The organism is Psychrobacter sp. 1044, from assembly GCF_904846525.1.
Taxonomy (GTDB): domain Bacteria; phylum Pseudomonadota; class Gammaproteobacteria; order Pseudomonadales; family Moraxellaceae; genus Psychrobacter.
Window position 1 is genome coordinate 1 of sequence record NZ_CAJHAZ010000017.1, and the last position, 21,044, is coordinate 21,044.

17 protein-coding genes are annotated in these 21,044 nt (G+C 43.7%); 4 read left to right on the forward strand and 13 right to left on the reverse strand.

Annotated features, from left to right (window positions below):
• Window positions 1–280: 280 nt before the first annotated feature.
• From fusA to JMX82_RS11575, 4 genes are all read right to left on the reverse strand, one after another.
• Window positions 281–2,407, reverse strand: coding sequence for an elongation factor G (gene fusA / locus JMX82_RS11560; protein WP_055125899.1), 2,127 nt, complete (start codon window positions 2,405–2,407; stop codon window positions 281–283).
• A gap of 345 nt (window positions 2,408–2,752) precedes the next feature.
• Window positions 2,753–3,226, reverse strand: coding sequence for a 30S ribosomal protein S7 (gene rpsG / locus JMX82_RS11565; RefSeq protein WP_021814163.1), 474 nt, complete (start codon window positions 3,224–3,226; stop codon window positions 2,753–2,755).
• Window positions 3,227–3,432: 206 nt separating this feature from the next.
• Entirely contained in the window at window positions 3,433–3,807 is a 375-nt protein-coding gene (rpsL, locus tag JMX82_RS11570; protein WP_011281154.1) for a 30S ribosomal protein S12, read from the reverse strand.
• A gap of 458 nt (window positions 3,808–4,265) precedes the next feature.
• Window positions 4,266–5,459: an EcsC family protein gene (locus JMX82_RS11575; RefSeq protein WP_201540646.1), complete on the reverse strand. Its 1,194-nt coding sequence runs from the start codon at window positions 5,457–5,459 to the stop codon at window positions 4,266–4,268.
• Between the two features lie 496 nt (window positions 5,460–5,955).
• Between JMX82_RS11575 and JMX82_RS11580 the strand changes: the two genes are divergently transcribed.
• Both JMX82_RS11580 and JMX82_RS11585 read left to right on the forward strand, forming a co-directional pair.
• On the forward strand, window positions 5,956–7,191 hold the full coding sequence (locus tag JMX82_RS11580) for a beta-ketoacyl-ACP synthase II (RefSeq protein WP_201540647.1): 1,236 nt from the start codon (window positions 5,956–5,958) through the stop codon (window positions 7,189–7,191).
• Window positions 7,192–7,229: 38 nt separating this feature from the next.
• Window positions 7,230–8,882 carry an anthranilate synthase component I family protein gene (locus JMX82_RS11585; RefSeq protein WP_227676704.1) on the forward strand — a complete coding sequence of 551 codons (1,653 nt, stop codon included), beginning with the start codon at window positions 7,230–7,232 and terminating at the stop codon, window positions 8,880–8,882.
• Between the two features lie 124 nt (window positions 8,883–9,006).
• On the opposite strand, the gene hisC is transcribed toward JMX82_RS11585, so the two are convergent.
• The 8 genes from hisC to JMX82_RS11625 form a co-directional block, all read right to left on the reverse strand.
• Window positions 9,007–10,140 carry a histidinol-phosphate transaminase gene (gene hisC, locus JMX82_RS11590; RefSeq protein WP_201540649.1) on the reverse strand — a complete coding sequence of 378 codons (1,134 nt, stop codon included), beginning with the start codon at window positions 10,138–10,140 and terminating at the stop codon, window positions 9,007–9,009.
• Window positions 10,141–10,219: 79 nt separating this feature from the next.
• On the reverse strand, window positions 10,220–11,515 hold the full coding sequence (gene hisD / locus JMX82_RS11595; protein ID WP_201540650.1) for a histidinol dehydrogenase: 1,296 nt from the start codon (window positions 11,513–11,515) through the stop codon (window positions 10,220–10,222).
• 289 nt (window positions 11,516–11,804) lie between these two features.
• Complete coding sequence (gene hisG, locus JMX82_RS11600) at window positions 11,805–12,500, reverse strand: ATP phosphoribosyltransferase (RefSeq protein ID WP_045447985.1); 696 nt, start codon at window positions 12,498–12,500, stop codon at window positions 11,805–11,807.
• A 147-nt stretch (window positions 12,501–12,647) separates the two neighbouring features.
• Window positions 12,648–13,916, reverse strand: coding sequence for a UDP-N-acetylglucosamine 1-carboxyvinyltransferase (gene murA / locus JMX82_RS11605; protein ID WP_201540651.1), 1,269 nt, complete (start codon window positions 13,914–13,916; stop codon window positions 12,648–12,650).
• Between the two features lie 105 nt (window positions 13,917–14,021).
• Window positions 14,022–14,273, reverse strand: a complete 252-nt coding sequence (locus JMX82_RS11610) for a BolA family protein (RefSeq protein ID WP_010200621.1) — start codon at window positions 14,271–14,273, stop codon at window positions 14,022–14,024.
• 122 nt (window positions 14,274–14,395) lie between these two features.
• Window positions 14,396–15,403: an alpha/beta hydrolase gene (locus JMX82_RS11615; RefSeq protein ID WP_227676707.1), complete on the reverse strand. Its 1,008-nt coding sequence runs from the start codon at window positions 15,401–15,403 to the stop codon at window positions 14,396–14,398.
• A 275-nt stretch (window positions 15,404–15,678) separates the two neighbouring features.
• On the reverse strand, window positions 15,679–16,518 hold the full coding sequence (locus JMX82_RS11620; RefSeq protein ID WP_201540652.1) for a BON domain-containing protein: 840 nt from the start codon (window positions 16,516–16,518) through the stop codon (window positions 15,679–15,681).
• Between the two features lie 216 nt (window positions 16,519–16,734).
• Window positions 16,735–17,220: a YraN family protein gene (locus tag JMX82_RS11625; RefSeq protein WP_201540653.1), complete on the reverse strand. Its 486-nt coding sequence runs from the start codon at window positions 17,218–17,220 to the stop codon at window positions 16,735–16,737.
• Window positions 17,221–17,355: 135 nt separating this feature from the next.
• Between JMX82_RS11625 and rsmI the strand changes: the two genes are divergently transcribed.
• Entirely contained in the window at window positions 17,356–18,324 is a 969-nt protein-coding gene (gene rsmI / locus JMX82_RS11630) for a 16S rRNA (cytidine(1402)-2'-O)-methyltransferase (protein WP_201540654.1), read from the forward strand.
• Between the two features lie 54 nt (window positions 18,325–18,378).
• Window positions 18,379–19,398, forward strand: a complete 1,020-nt coding sequence (locus JMX82_RS11635) for an adenosine kinase (RefSeq protein ID WP_198330257.1) — start codon at window positions 18,379–18,381, stop codon at window positions 19,396–19,398.
• 140 nt (window positions 19,399–19,538) lie between these two features.
• Here JMX82_RS11635 and JMX82_RS11640 read toward each other — a convergent pair whose 3' ends face one another.
• Window positions 19,539–20,861, reverse strand: coding sequence for an O-acetylhomoserine aminocarboxypropyltransferase/cysteine synthase family protein (locus tag JMX82_RS11640; protein ID WP_201540655.1), 1,323 nt, complete (start codon window positions 20,859–20,861; stop codon window positions 19,539–19,541).
• Window positions 20,862–21,044: the final 183 nt, after the last annotated feature.

The window sequence follows — 21,044 nt, forward strand, 5'->3', positions numbered from 1 at the left end:
CCGATTGTACCGACGTTGACGTGTGGCTTTACGCGTTCAAACTTGGCCTTTGCCATGGGTATTTCCTCTTTTTTTGGGGTCAAATGCTAAGCTCGTATAAATACGATAACAAAGACGATCTTGACCACATTAAGATAATTGTTAAAAGGGTACACATACTAATGTGCAGACATTATAAGAAAATCACCGCCAATAACAAGTCTTTTAACCAATTATTGGCGTATTCTTCTACGACAACATAGAGATAATAGCTACATTGTCATATTTAATAGACGATTACTTACTCGTCATCATCTTTATTGTTGAATTTAGAGATGATGTCAGCAGCAACTGATTTTGGAATCTCAGCGTACTTTTGGAATTCCATTGAATAAGTAGCACGGCCTTGTGACATTGAGCGCATTTGTGTGGCATAACCAAACATTTCTGCTAATGGTACTTCGGCACGGATCTGCTTAGTACCGCCAGGTAGGTCTTCCATGCCCTGTACTAAACCACGACGACGGTTAAGATCGCCCATGATATCGCCCATATAATCTTCAGGCGTTTCAACTTCAACTTTCATGATTGGCTCAAGTAGCGCTGGATCTGCTGCCATGAAGCCTTTTCTGAATGCCATAGAACCAGCCATCTTAAATGATAGCTCATCCGAGTCGACGTCATGGTAAGAACCGTCATACAAGGTCGCTTTTACGCCAACCACTGGATAACCAGCAAGTACGCCATTTTTCATGCGTTCTCGGATACCTTTATCAACAGCACCATGGAATTCTTTCGGTACAGTACCACCAACAACTTCTTCAGCGAATTCATATTCAGTATCGCCCGCTGGATCAAGTGGCTCAAGACGTAACCAAACGTGACCGAATTTACCACGACCACCAGTCTGACGTACGAATTTGCCTTCTTGCTCAACCGTGTTACGGATCGTTTCACGATAAGCAACCTGCGGCGCACCGATGTTCGCTTCAACGTTAAACTCACGCTTCATACGATCCACAAGAATCTCTAGATGCAACTCACCCATACCACTGATGATTGTCTGACCAGATTCTTCGTCAGTGTGTACACGGAACGATGGATCTTCTTTCGCCAAACGACCTAAAGCGATTGACATTCTTTCTTGGTCAGCTTTGGTCTTAGGTTCAACCGCTAGGCTGATAACTGGATCTGGGAATTCCATGCGCTCAAGCGTGATAACATTTTGCTCATCACATAGCGTGTCACCAGTCGTTACATCTTTCATGCCGACCAATGCAGCGATATCACCAGTACGGATTTCTTGCAACTCTTCTTGAGAGTTAGCCATCATCTGTACGATACGACCAACGCGCTCACGCTTCATTTTAACTGGGTTATAAACGCTGCTACCTTGCGTTAAAACACCTGAATAAACACGAACGAAGGTTAAGTTACCAACGAATTTGTCATTCATGATTTTAAATGCTAAAGCTGAGAATGGCGCTTCATCTGACGCTTCACGAGTGCCTTCAGTTTCATCTTTGTCATCAAGGATACCTTTAATAGCAGGTACATCCATTGGTGCTGGAAGATACTGAATAACCGCATCCAACATCTTTTGTACACCTTTGTTTTTAAAGGCAGTACCACAAAGTAATGGAATGATTTGGTTATCAATAGTCAATTGACGAATAGCAACGTTGATCTGCTCCACAGACAACTCGCCATTTTCTAGATACTCATTCATCAATTCTTCTGTTGCTTCAGCCGCATTTTCTACAAGAATCTCACGATACTCTTCTGCTTTTTCTTGTAATTCAGCTGGGATTTCGCGCTCTTCAAACTCCATACCTTGAGATGCTTCATCCCAATAAAGAGCTTTCATCGTAACTAGATCGATAACGCCTTCGAAGTCATCTTCTTTACCAATTGGAATAACCAATGGCACAGGATTACCACCTAGACGAGTTTTGATCTGCTCAATGACACGATAGAAATCAGCGCCAACGCGATCCATTTTGTTTACAAATGCAAGACGTGGAACTTTATATTTATTTGCCTGACGCCATACGGTCTCAGACTGTGGCTGAACGCCGCCTACTGCACAATAAACCATGCAAGCGCCATCAAGTACACGCATAGAACGCTCAACTTCGATCGTGAAGTCAACGTGACCTGGGGTGTCAATAATGTTGATACGATGTTCGTCAAACTGTTTTGCCATACCTGACCAAAAACAAGTCGTCGCCGCTGAGGTAATAGTAATACCGCGCTCTTGTTCTTGCTCCATCCAGTCCATAGTGGCTGCGCCATCATGTACTTCACCAAGTTTGTGACTAACACCGGTATAGAATAAAACACGCTCAGTAGTGGTTGTCTTACCAGCATCGATGTGCGCTGAGATACCAATGTTGCGATAGCGTTTTAGGGGAGTTTTACGAGCCATAGTGTTTTCCTAGGAAAAGTCGTGTATATAATAATGTATTGTGTCTCTACCTCATACTCTATGACAAAGCGGTCAGCTTCATATTACTTACTGATTATTGAGCCTAATACGGACAAAAAAAGAGCAAATACTAAGAATAGTGCGGCATCAGATTTGGGATGCTCTCTTGTGACAAGCATGCTTAATTAAGAGAGACATCTTGATAGATGTCCGCCATCTCGCTGTTGATAGTCAAAAACTACTTACAACAAGATAAACGATGGCGGCAATCAATAGAATAAATAACAATGTAAGATTAGCTGACTTCAGCCAGCTAATCTAAAGCTACTACTAATAGACAGTAGCTTAGAAGCGGTAATGAGAGAACGCTTTGTTAGCATCTGCCATGCGGTGAACTTCGTCACGCTTTTTCATAGCAGCGCCTTTGCCATCAGCAGCATCATTCAATTCGCCAGCCAAACGCAAAGCCATTGATTTTTCAGAACGCTTAGCAGCAGCTTCAGCTAACCAACGCATAGCCAAGGCAGTACGACGGGAGGGGCGTACTTCCATTGGTACTTGGTAGGTTGCACCACCAACGCGGCGAGCTTTCACTTCTACCATTGGGCGTACATTTTCTAAAACTTCTTCGAAGAAAGATACTGGATCTTCGATTTTACGTTTTTCGCTTACTGTTTCAAGTGCACCGTAAACGATACGCTCAGCAGTAGATTTTTTACCATGACTCATTACATGGTTGATGAATTTTGCAACAGTTTGGCTACCAAACTTAGGATCCGGTAGGATCTCACGGGTAGCAACGACGCGACGTCTTGGCATAATAAATATCCTTTTCTTCAGGAGTGTCTGACATTCACAATCTCGCACCAATTAATATTGGATGGCGTTATATCGAGTTGTCAGTCAGCCTTACTGCACGGCGGTATGTTTTAACAGTGAATTACTAATTTAATAATACTGTCAACACCAGACCCATGCACAGTTAATGTTTGGTATAAAAAAGCTTAGCTAATAACGATTCGTTATTAAACTTTAGGCTTCTTAGCACCATATTTAGAGCGACCTTGCTTACGGTCTTTTACGCCTGCGCAATCTAATGCACCACGAACGGTGTGATAACGTACACCTGGTAGATCTTTGACACGACCACCACGGATAAGAACAACACTGTGCTCTTGTAAGTTATGACCTTCGCCGCCGATGTAGCTTGATACTTCATAGCCTGAAGTCAAACGTACACGACATACTTTACGCATGGCTGAGTTAGGTTTTTTAGGGGTAGTAGTATATACGCGAGTACATACACCACGACGTTGTGGGCACGCTTCCAACGCAGGAACTTTTGACTTTTCCTTGATGGTTTTGCGACCTTTACGAATCAATTGGTTAGTTGTTGCCATGAGGCATCCTTCTCCCGTTTGGTATAAAACAAAAAAATGGGGAAAAGCACCATCCATCTGACTTTAACGACAGATTTTGGTACACCCATTTTTAGGACAGTGTATTATAAAGAGTTGTTGCTGCTATTTCAACCACTTATGCGTGATTGCACTTTACAACATTTGATAGATATGCATTCACCCTACTACTATAACACTTTATCTATTTTTAGTTAAAAATCAGCTAAAAAGTAGATTGTCATACAGTATATCGAAAGTAGCATTACGAACGATTTAAATAGAATGTTTGACTATAAATAAATAGCAATTTATAAATACTAAATGGCGATATTATCTTGTTTTTCAAGAGAAAGAAGACACTATCGCCAAAATTAGTAGTAGATATCCAGCTCATAATCCTTCTATGATATAAGCTGGCTGAAGAAAGAAAACAGGTAAGTCTGATTATTTAGGTGTTCTTATTTGCTTTTCTTGTTAGCCGTCTTGTTTGATTTGCTGTCAGAGGATTTGTTCTGACTGCCTTGCTTATCATTGTTGTCATTGTCGTCTTTCTGCGTTTTTTTTACGACCTTTTCATCAGCTTCTTGATGGTTATTTTTTTCTTTAGTAGTATCTTTCTTGCTATCGGTATCCTTGCTTGACTCTTTCTCAGCATCTTGCTGCTTGTCATTGTCAGCTGTTTTGTTTACCTTAGCTTCATTACCGCTATCATCAGTGATTGCACGATTGGCAAGTTTGGCTTCTGGGGCAAAAGTCGCTTGAGCCACGCCAATCACTTCATCAATGAGCTGGCTGTTGTAGCGCATACCAACGATAACAGCGGTAACTGGTAAGAATTTGCGTATCCATGTTAAATTGATTTTATCCAAGTCAATACCGACCTGACTGGCAATACTGTCAACTTGTTCTGCATAAAAGTTGACGTTTTTATCCTTTAGACCTAGGTTTTTTAGCTCATTATGTAGACCACTGCTTTGGGCATTATCCAATAAGCCTTTGCCGATACCAATACCTGCTAGCAATGCTTGTTTTTCTTGCATCTTGCTCAGATCAGCATTCGCTAGCAGCTCGTATGCCATTTTGACGCCTTGCTTACCTGTGAGTGGTTTATTGTAGACAGCACCCAACTGATAGACGGTACGTAATGATACCAATAAAAGCCAAAGTGTATCAGCCAGCAGACCAGGAAGCCCAGCCAAACCTGTTAAGCCCCCTATCGTTGCCAATGCACGATTTTGATTGGCGATATCAGTGGCTAATGCATAACGCTCTTCATCATCTAAGCTTGCGATATTGGCGAAACGATGCTCATTAGGTAAATCAATCTGACTCCAATTAGAGGCAAGGTTTGCCACTTGTGCAAAAGCGCTATCGACCGTCGACTGAAAAAAACTGTTTGGCACTACTTTTTTGGCATATTTACCATAAGTGGCAAAACGTGGCCCTAATAATTGCTGAGTGGCTTTTAACGTTTGCTCACGGAATAAATCCTGCTGATAGTCTTCATCGCCTAAGTTGACTACTTTGTATTGACGCGGTTTGCCCGTCTTAGCATTCACGCTATCAATCATAGCGCCCACGCGCTCTAGATTGTTGCGAGTAAAAGAGCCAACGGTAGTGATACCTTTAGAGAGAGTGCTACGCTTCGCCATCTTGATGTCCTTAATGTGATGAGTAATTTTGTTTTATTGTAAGCGATTTATAATAATAGATGTGCCATTCTAGTCAATCACTATAATCGATGTCAGTGCGAACAATGTTATCGCAATCACAAATTTTGTATCCAAAAGTATCACTTAATGTATGATTGATACCATTGTGCAAGCTGTCTTAAGCCAAATAGTCTTTATAGATAACTTTAGACAGCAAGCGCGATTTTGTCGTTATTTTGCACTTGTACAAAGATTTTGGACGCTCGATACGTTATCATGTGCCATAACTCACAGTACACTTGTACTTCTATTTATAAGTAGTTCGTTACTTATAAATAATCAGTTACCAAGCATATAGTTTTACTATGATCATCACAATGACTGTAAAATGAGGCTTTGACGCTCACTACATCCTAATATTAAATAATAGAAATACATACTTAAAAACGATTATTAAAAGTAATTGTGAAAAATTGTTACTCATAAGGAATAGAATATGCGCCGCGTTGTTATCACTGGAGCAGGGATCGTCTCTTGTATCGGACATGATTTAGCCACGGTTACTGCCGCTCTAAAGCAAGGGCAGTCTGGCATTACATTTAATGAGGCTTATGCTGAGCATGGGTTTAAATCACACGTTAGCGGTAGTATCGACCAGTCGACGCTTGATACCAGTGGTATCGATCGTAAGTTGAAGCGGTTTTTTAGTGATGCCAGTCTATACGCTTATGTTAGTGCTTTAAACGCCATTGAGCAGTCTGGTTTGTCGCTTGAAACCATCAATAATAACCCACGCGTGGGCGTGGTCGCAAGCTCTGGCGGCGCATCGACAGAGAATATCGTCAATGCCATAGATGCCATGCGGGATAAAGGTCTGCGCGGTGTCGGCGCGATGGCTGTGCCAAAAACGATGGGCAGCTCAGTATCAGCGGCATTGGCAACAGGTTTAAAAATCCAAGGCGTATCATACTCGCTCACCTCTGCGTGTGCGACGTCGACGCATTGTATCGGTCATGCGGCTGAACTTATTCAGTTAGGCAAAGCAGATGTGATACTCGCGGGTGGTAGCGAAGCGGAACACTGGACACAGTCTTGTATGTTTGATGCGATGGGTGCAGTCAGTACGCAGTATAATGAGACACCGCAGCGCGCCTCAAGAGCTTATGATAAAGATCGTGATGGCTTTGTGATTGCTGCTGGTGGTGCGATGGTAGTGGTTGAAAGTCTAGAGCATGCCCAAGCACGTGGTGCCAATATACTGGCTGAAATCGTCGGTTATGGTGCCAGCTCTGATGGCGCTGAAATGGTTGCGCCAAGTGGTGAAGGTGCCGTGCGCTGTATGCAGCAAGCACTGGCCGAAGCTGGTTTGCAAACTGTCGACTATATCAATAGCCACGGTACTAGTACGCCACTTGGTGACATCACTGAGCTTAAAGCCATTGCTAAAGCATTTGGCGATGATATCAGTCAAGTACCTGCGATCAGCTCTACTAAATCTATGACAGGTCATAGCCTTGGTGCCGTTGGTGCGCAAGAATTAATCTATTGCTTATTGATGCTACAAGAAGGCTTCATTGCGCCCAGTATCAATGTTGATAATTTAGACCCTGCGGCTGAAGGCTTTGATATTGTCACCGAAATGCGTGAAGCCAAGCTTGAGACACTAATGAGCAACAGCTTTGGCTTTGGCGGTACTAATGCCACATTAATCATTAAAAAGTTTGACGCCTAACTATGCTCGCAGCACATCCTCTCAAAACTGAGCAAATAATGTCTGATCCATCGCCAGCTACTAAACCTAGCTGGCGTTTTGGTGACCTATCGGCTGCAGAACTTATGCCGCTGCTACAGCAGTATTTAATCGCACAAGATACTAAGGCAAACTGGCAATTGGTTTGGCTCAACAATGATGGCCGACCGGTGATTGGCTTATTGCCAAAAGTAAGCTGGTCTGTTTATGATTGCGCTGAAAACACGTCAAATTCGAACGAACAAGCAGCCCTTTATCAAGTCACAAAAACCTGCCGTGACGCCGTCCACAATGATATCACTCATATGAGTTATAACGACTGGCAAGATGAATTAATCAGTTATAGTCAAACTTATGAGATTGATAATGAAAACTCAGAATCAGTAAGCGATTTAAATGAAAAACCAAGTTATCATCATGGTCTGATAGGTTTTATTGGTTATGATATTGCGGCTCATGAGCTAAGCCCGGCCGCCAAAATTGAGCGAGCAGCACAGCCTTGTGCCGTATTAGGACATTATGATATTTACTTAGCACCTGAGAAAAATCATGGCAACACGGGTTGGAAATTAACGATAAAGGCAACTGCTAACGACTCTGATAATCAGCAAAAAAATAAAATTATCAAGGCACTTGTCTCTTATTTAGATATAGTAGATAAAAATCTGGCTGATAACTGTCTCAATAAAACGCAACTGACAGCATCACCACTGCCTGCTCCTTTAGTATTAAAGTCACGATGGCGCAAACAAGACTATCAACAAGCATTCAATCAAACCCAAAAATATCTACAGCAAGGCGACTGTTATCAAATCAACCTAACCCAAGAATGGCAAGGTTTTTTTGATCATAACCCTAGCGATAATAGCGCTTTGCCGATGCTGATTGATTACTTACCTGCTTTACATCGTAATACCCGAGCACCTTTTGCTGGATACTTAGCGGTTAATCCCTTTAACCGTGAAATCAAAAATAATACGTCCCAGCATCCGTTTGAATTATTGAGCTGCTCGCCTGAGTTGTTTTTTACATTTACCAAGGATATCGATACTGGCAAGCACCATATCATCACTAAGCCCATCAAAGGGACCATGCCGCGCAGCACTAATATTCAACAAGACCATGCTTATAAACAGCAACTGACTGATAGTGAAAAGGATCGCGCCGAAAATGTGATGATTGTCGATTTATTGCGTAATGACTTGGGTAAATATGCCAAGATAGGCAGCGTAAAAGTGCCGCAGTTATTCGCAATTGAGAGTTTTAGCAATGTGCACCATATGGTCAGCACCATTACCGCAGAATTACAGACGGACACTCACCCACTCGCCGTTTTGTTTGGTAGTTTGCCTGCTGGCTCGATTACTGGCACACCAAAAAAGCGAGCGGTTGAAATTATATCTGAGCTAGAAACTGCACCGCGCGGTGCTTATTGCGGCACATTGGGCTATATGAACTTTGATGGTAGTGGTCAATGGAATGTGCTCATTCGTACGCTGCAAGCTAACACTTCATCACATAATGAGTTGGATCAAAAAAGACATATCAGCTTATGGGCAGGCGGTGGTATCACTGTCGCCTCTGATTGCCATGCTGAATACCAAGAATGTTTGGATAAAGTCGGTAATCTATTAAGCGTTTTAACTCAAGAAAATATCCATAAATATCCTTAAGGTCGTTCTAAAAGTACGACCAAAGAAGTCCATCAAAAAGCCTGCTCAACACAATGTTGGCAGGCTTTTTGATCAATACAAGCATCGTGATGCAATTATAAAGATTTAAATCGCGAACCAGATATTAATCAGCAATGATTTCAGCCTCTTTTTGCAACATCTCTAGAGCATCTATCAAACGGTTGTTTTGCTCTGCTGTACCGGTAGTGATACGCAAATACTCATTGATGCGTGGCTTGTCAAAATGACGGACGATGATGCCTTGCTCACGTAACGCATTCGCTACCGTATTAGCATTACCGTCTTTAGGACGGGCAAAAACAAAGTTGGCATGCGATGGCAACACATCAAAACCTAACGCTGTCAGCTCTGCTGTCAGAGAGTGGCGTAAGTCGATGACTTGCTGGCAAGTCTGGGTAAAATACTCAACATCCAATACACTGGCAGTTGCCCCTACTTGCGCCAGCTTATCCAGTGGATAGCTATTAAAGCTGTTTTTCATACGGGTTAAGGCTTCAATCAATGAGGCATTACCAAAAGCCATACCAACGCGTAATCCAGCAAGCGAACGTGACTTTGAAAAGGTTTGGGTCACAAGAATGTTGTCAAACTCATTGATTAAACTCACTGCTGAAATTTCTGTATCTGAACTGCCATCAGCTGCCTGCGCAAAATCAATATAAGCCTCATCAATCACAATCACTGAATTTGAGTGCTCACTAGCCAGCTTGCGAATATCGGCAAGCGATAATAGCAGTCCAGTTGGGGCATTTGGATTGGCAATGATGATGCCGCTACAAGGCTGGCGATAAGCATCAGGATCAATACTAAAATCTTCTTCCAAGGCGATTTGTACCAGCTCGATACCAAAGGTCTGCGCATAGACTGGATAGAAACTATAGCTGATATCGGGTGCTAAAACAGGTCGCTCTTTTAGAAAAAAGCTGGCAAATACTAGCGCCAATACTTCATCAGAGCCATTGCCAACAAACACTTGGTTGATATCAATATCATAGAGTTGTGCCAATGCGGCACGCAAATCATCAGACTCAGGCGCTGGATATAAACGCAGATCATCCGCTTGCTGCTCTAGGACTTTTGCGATTGCCTCGCCTACTTTCGGTGACGGTGGGAATGGGTTTTCATTGGTATTTAATTTGCATAAATTTTCATGCTGAGGCTGCTCACCAGGAACGTAAGGTGACAAATTACGCGCTTTAGATGACCAAAGTCTGGTGTCTATCTTTAACTCACTCATAAGTTATCCTACTATTAGCCACATAAATTATTAAATATAAATCTCAAAAGTACAATTCAAAAGTAATCATTAAGCCACGTTACTGATAACGATAACGGGCTGAGCGCGCATGGGCTTCTAAGTCCTCACGTTGCGCTAAAATATCTGCGGTCTCAGCCAATGGCTTACTACCAGCTTCAGTACAATAAATAATAGAGGATTTCTTCTGGAAATCATAAACGCCAAGCGGTGAAGAGAAACGCGCAGTGCCAGAGGTTGGCAACACGTGATTGGGTCCTGCACAGTAGTCACCAATCGCCTCAGGCGTGTGACGTCCCATGAAAATAGCACCTGCATGACGAATATCGTTGAGTAGCGCATCAGGATGATCAACTGACAACTCTAAATGCTCAGGCGCAACCCTATTAATCACCGCCATACCTTCAACGCGGTCTTTAACCAGTATAAGCGCGCCACGATTTTTTAGCGAATCGCGGGCGATATCGGCTTTTGGCAACTCTGCCAGCGCTTTTTCAATTTCAGCCGCTACGTCTGCAAGCTGCTGTTCACTGGTCGTGACAAAGATAGCTTGAGCGATACGGTCATGTTCAGCTTGTGACAATAAATCCATCGCCAACCAATCGGCGCGATCTTGCGCCTCGCCCTCTGCATAGACCAATACTTCAGAAGGACCAGCAATCATATCAATCCCAACTTGACCAAATACTGCGCGCTTGGCGGCAGCAACATATTTATTACCAGGGCCAGTGATTTTATCCACCGCTGGAATCGTTTCGGTACCATATGCCAAGGCAGCAACCGCTTGCGCACCGCCGATGGTAAAGACACGGTCGACTTGTGCCAAATGTGCGGCGGCTAGCACCAATGGATTGAGCACGCCTTTTGGCGCTGGCACCACCATGATGACCTCTTTAACACCCGCCACTTTGGCAGGAATGGCATTCATCAATACAGAAGATGGATAAGAGGCCAAACCACCAGGGACATAGATGCCTACTCGATCAAGTGCAGTGACTTTTTGACCCAAGCGATTACCAAGCTCATCTTCATACTGCCAAGTCTCTTGTACTTGGCGCTCATGAAAGGTCTGCACACGCGTTGCTGCGGTGGTCAATGCGGATTTTACTGTATCATCAAGATTCGCAAACGCTTCAGCAAGCGTCTCTTTAGACAGCTCTAGCTCTTGCATTGTCGTCGCTGGATGCTGATCGAATTGCTGGGTTAACGCCAGTACGACGCGATCGCCATCATGCCGAACTTGCGCGATGATATCATCAACGGTCTTTAACAAATCGACATCATTGACGGTTTCAAAGGCAAGTAACTCTGTCAATTGACTGTCAAAATCGGCATCTTGGGTACTTAGTTGGCGCATGACTTAATCCTATATCTGAGCATAAAAGACTGCTGAAAATTAGCGATGTAAAAATGAGGGGTCTTGAGTATTAATAATAATTGTGATGGCTGATATACCAGTTTTTATATATTTAGTTTGTTCAGATTATACTAACCTCATACTTTCTGGCAAGCAAATACAACAAAACCAGTTTAGCACGCTATATCTATCTTATAGCGCTAAACTGGTTTAAAAATTTGTATGACAATGCTTGAGATTACCAATGATTAGTATCGTTTGATAAAGCATTGATTCATTAGGAATTAATTTATGAAGCGCTGGCAATACTGTTTTTAAAGCTATCTAAAATCGGCTCAAGTAACGCAAATTTACGCTTGTAGCTCACTTGATTGACGATAAGGCGTGAGGACACATCGCAAATATGATCGCGTGCTTCAAGACCGTTGGCGCGCAACGTATTACCTGTATCAACCACATCGACGATCAAATCACCCAATCCAACCAACGGCGCAAGCTCCATAGAGCCATACAGTTTAATCACATCTACTTGCTGACCTTGGCTGGCAAAGTAAGCGCGGGCAACATTGACGTATTTGGTCGCAATACGTAGGCGACGATTGGGTAGCGGCGCATCTTTTACGCCAGCTGTCATCAACTTACACTGAGCAATTTGCAAATCAAGTAACTCATAGACATGGTTGGCACCATGCTCAAGCAACACATCTTTACCCGCCACCCCAAAGTCAGCCGCGCCATGTTCAACGTAGGTTGGCACATCACTGGCACGCAAAATCAATACACGCACATTGGGGTTTGAGGTTGGAAAAATAAGTTTGCGTGAGGCTTCAGGATCTTCTAATAACTCAACACCAGCTGCGCGTAGCAGTGGCATGGTCTCTTCTAGAATACGACCTTTTGATAAGGCCAGTGTTAAACCTGAAAACTCATCATTTACTTCATTTAATAAACCATCATTTGGTAGGCTATTGCTTGCTTCAGTCATAATGACATAATGTCCATGTGCAGTTAACACCCCCGCTGAAGGGGGCTTTTAGTGGTAGGTTACTAATAATGGTAGATTGCTAAGCTATTCATATCAATGCCAATCGTATCAATCATTTAGGTCATGGATTTGATAAGCAAATCGATATTAGTCATTAGTATTGATACGTTCGATATTGACCCCAAGCGCACGCAGCTTTTCTTCGACATGCTCATAGCCACGATCGATATGATAAATGCGGTCGATTAAACTTTCACCTTCAGCAGTTGCCGCTGCCATCACCAATGACATAGACGCACGTAAATCAGTCGCCATCACAGGGGCAGCGGTGAAGTTTTCGACGCCTTTTACTACGGCCGTATGACCATCTACTTGGATAGAAGCACCTAGACGATTAAGCTCAGGGACATGCATGTAGCGGTTTTCAAAGATATTTTCGATAAAGGTACTCGTACCATCCGCCAAACACGCAATAGCCATGACCTGCGCTTGCATATCGGTCGGGAAACCTGGATGCGGCTGAGTACGGATATCAACCGCTTTAGGGCGACCTTTCATCTGCGCACGAATCCAACCATCACCAGTGGTAATAATGGCACCCATATCTTCGAATTTTTCTAACACAGGTGTTAGTAATAGCGCAGAGGTGTTTTTAGTCAACACATCGCCACGCGTCATGAGTGCGCCAGCAAGGTATGAGCCTGTTTCGATACGATCCGGTACAACCGAATACTCACAACCGTGTAAGCGCTCAACGCCTTCGATGGTCATAATCGAAGTGCCGATACCGCTGATTTTAGCACCCATCGCGACCAACATATTGGCCAAATCAACGACTTCTGGCTCAAGGGCACAATTACCTAAAACGGTCGTACCTTTGGCAAGTGCGGCTGCCATAATGACGTTTTCAGTACCGCCCACGGTAATCATATCAAAAGAGTAGTTACAACCAATCAGCTTACCACCTTTTGGCGCTTGTGCTTTTACGTAACCATTTTCGACACTAATTTCAGCACCCATCGCTTCAAAGGCTTTTAGGTGTTGGTCAACAGGACGTGAACCAATGGCACAGCCGCCAGGCAATGACACTTCTGCCTCACCAAAACGTGCCAGCAATGGTCCAAGCACTAAAATCGATGCGCGCATGGTCTTTACTAAATCATACGGTGCATAGAAATTATCGATATTCTTGGTATCGCAGGTGACAGTATCGTCCTGCTTTTGGATTTTGATACCCATACCACCGATCAATTCAATCAACGTCCGCACATCTTGTAACGATGGCACATTGTGCAATGTCGTTGGCGTCTCGGCCAATATCATAGCGGCAAGTAACGGCAAAGCAGCATTTTTGGCGCCTGAGATAGTAACTTCCCCTGCGATACGACTACTACCAGTGATTAAAAATTGATCCATAGAAGTGACAACCTAACGATGAGTATTAAAATAGTGAAAATCAGACCAATCACACCCAGCCAATATAATAGCCAGTCTAATAAGCCCAATCATATGTATAACGGTCTAGCCTTTGGATTGAACGTCCCATTCAGCAGGCGTCAGCGCTTGAATATTGAGCGCATGAATATCGCCACTGGCGATCTTATCATTGACTAATGCATAAATCGCCTGCTGACGTTGCACGGCACGCTTACCTTCAAAACTGGCATCAACCACGCGTACATCAAACTTATTACCTTGATTGGCAGCTTGAATAAAAGCGTCTGGGAAGTGAGTCTGTAAAAATGCAATCAAATCGTCAGCGTTCATGCTCATAGAATATTCTGCCTTAAAGTGTCAGATAGGGTATAGATTTAAAGTGACGACATTATAACAAGAGTTTAAGCATCTTACAGTACTGTCTTACGCAACTGCACCTAACTTCTGATTGCCATCCATTATTTGAGCATTTTATCCAAGTACGTCAGTACTTGCGCGCGTACATCATTGACCCAACGTAGCGGCGGTGCCATCGCACCAATACTGGTCGCATGACTGGCACCTTTTATTTCACCGTTTTCTACGGTGACGCCCGCCTCTTGCAACGCTTTGGTCATTTTAATCGTATTGGTCGCATATACCACTTTGTCTTTTTCGGCAGTCAACAATAAATACGGGGGCTGCTCGCCTTTGATTTGACGGTCTGGCATGACGTCATCTGGCGTAGCATCAGCAGCAAAGGCGGTGGCGCTATCAAATTTGCGGAAGTCATAACTATAAGGACCAGCAATACCCACGACCGCAGTAATATCCTCTGGCTTAATACCATAAGGCGCTAAAAAATCTTCATTGGCGACCGCTGCAACTGCGTTAAATGCACCAGCAGAATGTCCAATTACCGCCAAGCGTTTAGGATCAGCATGTAAGCTCGGAGCATTATTGATACTCCAAGCAATCGCTTGCGCCGTATCTTTGACATAATCAGGGTACACATGCTCAGGCGCTTTACGATAATTAATTACGGCGGTGACATAACCTGCTTGCGCCAAACTCTGACCAACAAAGGCATACTGTTCTTTATTACCACTCTCCCACGAGCCACCGTGGACAAACACCACCATCGGATAGCTATCATTAATCGCACCATCATTGATAGCGCTTTGGGCTTTCATCGCTTGTGCTAATGGCTTGGGATAATAAATATCCAAATCTTGATCGGGCTCATCACCATAGAGAATGTTTTTGCTGACGCCAACGCCGCCACTAGCAGTAATGCCATTGACGATAGCCAGTGGCGATAAGGCTTGCGCATTCTGGGTGGCTAGGGCAACGCTACCCAGTGCTAAGGCGGCGACACCTGTGAATTTTAGAATGCCTACTTTGCTAGCAGTATTATTAATCATGCTTTCATTATTTATTTTTTGACGGCTTTTATTATATTCTAAGCGCTTATTTGCATCCTTCATTGCCAGTATCCCTATTATATTTATACATGGATCAAAATTAACAGCACTGCGATAGCCCTTTTATAAAATAAGCACTAATCCTGTCTTATCTACTATTCGCTTTTATATCTTACTGGCTGGCTCAGACGTTCTCGTGTTTTTCCTGTTAACAGTGTTTAGGTTTCTTGTCATTAAACACGGTTTAAACTGACGGGGCAAATAGCTTACCCTACAAGCTATTTAGCCACTGTTTTTTTGTTTTATTAATAAATAACAGCTGTATTTTAGAATACTTTTTACTGATCTTGATACAGGTCTATATATGGGCTTGATGACGGTTGCTCAACGGTTGTGCCATCTTCGGTCACGACGATAGGAGTCGATGTAGCAACGGACGCTGGCGCTTCAGAATTATTAACGCTAGCAGCAGCTACCCCGTCCACAACGACTGGCGCTGAAGCAGGATTTACCAAGTTATTTTCAGACATAATGTCGTCTTTACTTATCTTTACGCCCCTGTCATCAACGACGGTCGTCAGCAGCACCAGCTCAGTCACACCAACGGTGCTATTGGCGATATCGATTAGGTGACTCTGCTGAGTCGGTGTCATACGTCCCATGATATAAACCACACCATCATTGGTCACGGCTTTGATCTGTGAGGCTTTGACGCCATCACTCGCGGCGACTTTTGCCAGCAGCTTTGAGGTGATATAGCCATCATGAACCGTCGAGCTATAGCCTTTAGACGCGCTGACGTTTAGCTCATTATAGACATGACGCACATCTGGCATAGAGCTGACGACTTTTTCGACTTCTACTTTGATGGCCTCAGTGGGTACTTCGCCTGTCAATAACACTTCACTATTAAAGCTATCAATACCCATACGACTGGTTTGTTGCAGGTCTTCTTTTAACCCATAAACATTGATTTTGACGGTATGTTCGATACTGCGATCCAGTAGTCTCTGCGGAATGGTACGCTCTGTCATCGGCACACCATACGTACCTTCTGTACTGTTGGTCAAATAATTGGTGGTACAGCCCGTAGTGACGATGCTGGTCATTAGCATAACGCCTATCGCGGTGCGGCTTGATGAGCCAAAAATAGCAGTGCGCAAATGCATCCGTGTCATGATTTACCTCTTAGAACATGAGTGTGACGATAGTATAAAGTCAATTGATTGAGCCAGTTTTAATCTAGTAACGTTTGTTTTGACAACTGTTAATTCAGTTAATAACAACTTAGCTACTTTACTTAATTTTTACTATCAGCGGTTAGGTTTTTGGTAACGCTCACTCGATGATAAGTACTTACTACCTTCTAGTTGGATTGCTTTTACATCCTATTATCACGTATCTGCTATAAAAGCACCTTTGAGCCATTGTGGTTGATTTGCTATGTTTTGACCACTGGTCTTAATATGAGTACCTACCGTATCATAAGCGATAACATCGAACCGGCAGTCATAATCCTCATACTCAGGATGCTGTTGCAAAAAATATTGCGCCGTTTTAATCACTTTACGTTGTTTGCTTGCCGTCACGCTCAGTGCAGCACCACCAAAACCTGAACGCTGCCGTTGACGCACCTCAATGAATACCAATGTCGACCATGCTGAACCTGTCTCCAGCATAATCAAATCCAGCTCACCCACTTTGGGCTGCTGCCAATTTTGGGCAATCAAAATCAATCCTTGCGATTGTAAAAACTCACACGCCTGCTGCTCGAACAGACTGCCTTGGCGCTGCTTTGGTGAAGTGAGGTTCAAAGGTTTATGACTGCACATAAGGTCGATGGGTCTCGTTAACATTTCAGAATTATCATAGCACATCATGCTAAACTAGCCACTTTCGCGTGCAGATGCTGGTATGGTGTTTTATGCTTTGCTTAAGCCCTATTTTTGACCAGTTTTGTCAGTCAGCGCGCCACATTATATTTTAATTCCCGCTTTTAATACTCCGAGGTTTTCATGTCTAGCCCTACCGCGATGCCAGCTTGTCTATATATCGTTGCCACGCCGATTGGCAATATGAGCGATATGACGCCGCATGCCATCGATGTTTTAAAACAAGTCGCCATCATTGCCTGTGAAGACACCCGTACCTCAGGTAAGCTATTGTCGCATTTTGGCATTGATACCAAAGGCAGTAAAGCCGACGACGAAAAAGAGTCAGAAGCTCCTAACACTAAAAATAATACCGATAGTAACGTGACAGACGCTGATATCGCGACCAAGCAAAAAGGTCATAACAAGCTTTGGGCATATCATGAACACAATAGTGCCATTCAAACACCCAAAATTATCGAGATGATCGGGCAAGGTCATTCGGTTGCTTTGATTAGTGATGCCGGTACGCCACTCATCAGTGATCCAGGTTATCAACTGGTACAGGCTGCTCATGCGGCTGGCGTTAGAGTCTCTCCTATCATTGGTGCCTCTGCTGCCATTGCCGCACTGTCAGTCGCAGGATTGCCCTCAGACCGCTTTAGCTTTATTGGGTTTTTACCTGCCAAAACCCACGGTCGCCAAAAGCAATTAGCAGCATTAAACTCACGTACTGAAACGTTGATATTTTATGAAGCACCGCACCGTATTATCGCCAGTTTAGAAGACATGGCGACTATATTTGGCGCAGATCGTGAAGTCACTTTTTGCCGTGAATTGACTAAGACCTTTGAGACTGTCCATAAAAGCACTCTTGGGGATTTGGTAGAATTTGTCAAAGCTGATGACAATCAACAGCGCGGTGAGATAGTCGTGGTCGTCGCTGGCGTGAATGTGGCGCAGGATGCGGATGACATCAGTATTCATGATAAATTATTGCAGCGCTTACTTGAGGACTTATCGGTTAAAAAAGCCGCTGCATTGGGCGCTGACATTACTGGCGTCAAAAAGAATGCGCTATATCAGCGCTTACTTGAGCTACAAGCTGAATAATTTTTGGATATTCATATTAAAGACAGTTATAAAACTATTGAGGAGAAGTGAGCAATGTACAATGTAATGGCGATAGGCAACGCATTGGTTGACCATGAATATGTATTGTCAGATGCGGCGCTAGAAGAGACTGATTTGACCAAAGGTAATATGACGCTGGCCGGTATCGACGAGCAACAGCAATTATTGGCGTATTTTAAACTGGCAGAAATTGCACCATCAAAGCAGGCTGGTGGTGGCTCAGCGGCCAATACGATGTACACCTTTGCAAGTTTAGGCGGCAAGCCATTTTATGCGTGCCGCGTCGGTGACGATCAACAAGGCGAGTTTTATCTCAAAGACTTACATGAAGCAGGTGTTGCAACTTCAGAGAAATCTATCCATGCAGGCGGAGTAACGGGTTCATGTGTGGTCGCAGTGACCGAAGATGGCGAGCGCACCATGCAAACTTATCTCGGTACTTCAAGCGAAATCACCGCAGAAAATGTCGATTTTGATGCGCTGACACAAGCTGACTGGTTATATATAGAAGGCTACTTGGCCATGACTGAGAGTATTCAGCCTGCCATGACTCAGTTGCGTCATCAAGCAGGGATTCATTCTGCAAAAATTGCCGTAAGTTTTGCTGATCCTGCCGTGGTGAAGTTTGCCAAAGACGGTTTACTCAATATGCTGGGCAATAAAGTGGCAGTGATATTCTGTAATAGTGAGGAAGCCAAACTCTTTACGGACAAAAAACAAGTCAAGGCAGCCGCACGCGCACTGCTTGAGTATTGCCAGACGGCAGTCGTCACTGATGGTGCCAATGGTGCAACGATCGCCCATAAAGCTGATGACAAATCAGAGATTGAGATTTATGAAGTTGCTACACCAATCGTTACTAATGTCATTGATACCAACGGTGCCGGTGATAATTACGCAGGAGCATTTTTATACGCGTTGTCGCAGCACTATAGCTTGCCTGAATGTGGTCGTCTTGCCAGCGAAGTGGCGGCGCAGGTGATTCAACAGTTTGGACCACGATTGGCCTCACAAGATTATAGAGATATTGCAAAGCGTGTACTATCTGCTTAACTTATAAAAATCTGTCATTGCCGATAATAAAAAAAGCCCATATCGATTGATATGGGCTTTTTTATTATCGGCAATGAGACAAATTATTCAGTTCACATTGCTCAGTTCACATGGTTCAGTTCAATAGAAAGCGTTTAATACTAAGCCGAGGCTAATGCTTGCGCAAGATCCGCTTTGATATCTTCGATGTGCTCGATACCAATTGATAGACGTACCATATCAGTGCTTACACCTGCATTTTCGAGCTCTTGCTCATTAAGCTGGCGATGCGTGGTCGTCGCTGGATGACAGGCTAGTGATTTGGCATCACCTATATTGACCAAACGAGTAATCAATTGCAGCGCATCGATAAAGCGTGCACCTGCTTCTAGACCACCTTTGACTCCAAAGGTCAAAATAGCAGATGGCGTACCTTTCATGTATTTTTTGGCAAGCTCGTGCTCAGGATGATCCGGTAAACCCGCATACTTTACCCAAGCAACCTTGTTATGGTCACGTAGATATTCTGCGACGGCTTGGGCGTTTTGCACATGACGCTCCATACGTAGACTCAATGTCTCCATGCCCTGCAAAATACCAAAGGCATTCAATGGGCTAAGTGCCGCGCCCGTATTACGTAGTGGCGCCACGCGAGCACGAGCGATAAATGCCGCTGCGCCCACGTCTTTGACAAAGTTCACACCGTGATAACTATGATCTGGCGTGTTTAATAACGGAAAACGCTCAGGATAGTCGCCCCATGCGAATTTACCACTATCGACAATCGCCCCACCAATCGACGTACCTGTACCACTCATATATTTGGTCAATGAATGAATCACGATATCCGCACCAAACTCAAAAGGACGACATAACGCAGGCGTGGCAACCGTACTATCAATCACGACTGGCACACCATATTCATGAGCAATATCACTTAATGCCTGAATATCTACGATATTGCCCAATGGATTACCGATGCTTTCGGCAAAGACCATCTTCGTCTTATCATCGATTAGATTACGAATCGCTTCAGGGTCTTTATGATCGAAGAATCGCACTTCGATGCCTTGACGTGGCAACGCATGGGCAAATAAATTATAAGTACCACCATACAAGGTCGACACAGCAACGATATTATCGCCCGCTTCACAGATGGTTTGAATTGCATAAGTGATGGCTGCCATGCCAGATGCTACGGCAAGGGCACCGATACCACCTTCGAGCGCCGCGACACGTTCCTCTAACACGGCATTGGTCGGGTTCATAATACGGGTATAGATATTACCTGCAACTTTTAGATCAAACAAATCAGCACCATGCTGAGTGTTATCAAAGGCGTACGAGCTGGTGTGATAAATCGGCACTGCGACCGCTTTGGTCGTTGGCTCAACGCTATAACCGGCATGAATAGCCAAGGTTTCAAGACGTTGAGGAGTCGCTGATTTTTGGGCTGTTTGCTGGGCTGCTTGTTCATCACTCATCATATATTCCTTTATTTCGATAAAAGCTATTAATCAATAAATGACTAATCAACAAATTATTAATCAACAATATGTCACTGAAAATTCAGCTAAAAAACAATCTACCAAATCATAGCAATAAAAAAAGCCAAGTTCATCAAAACTTGGCTTTTTAATTAAAATAACTCTTCAGATATTACTTAA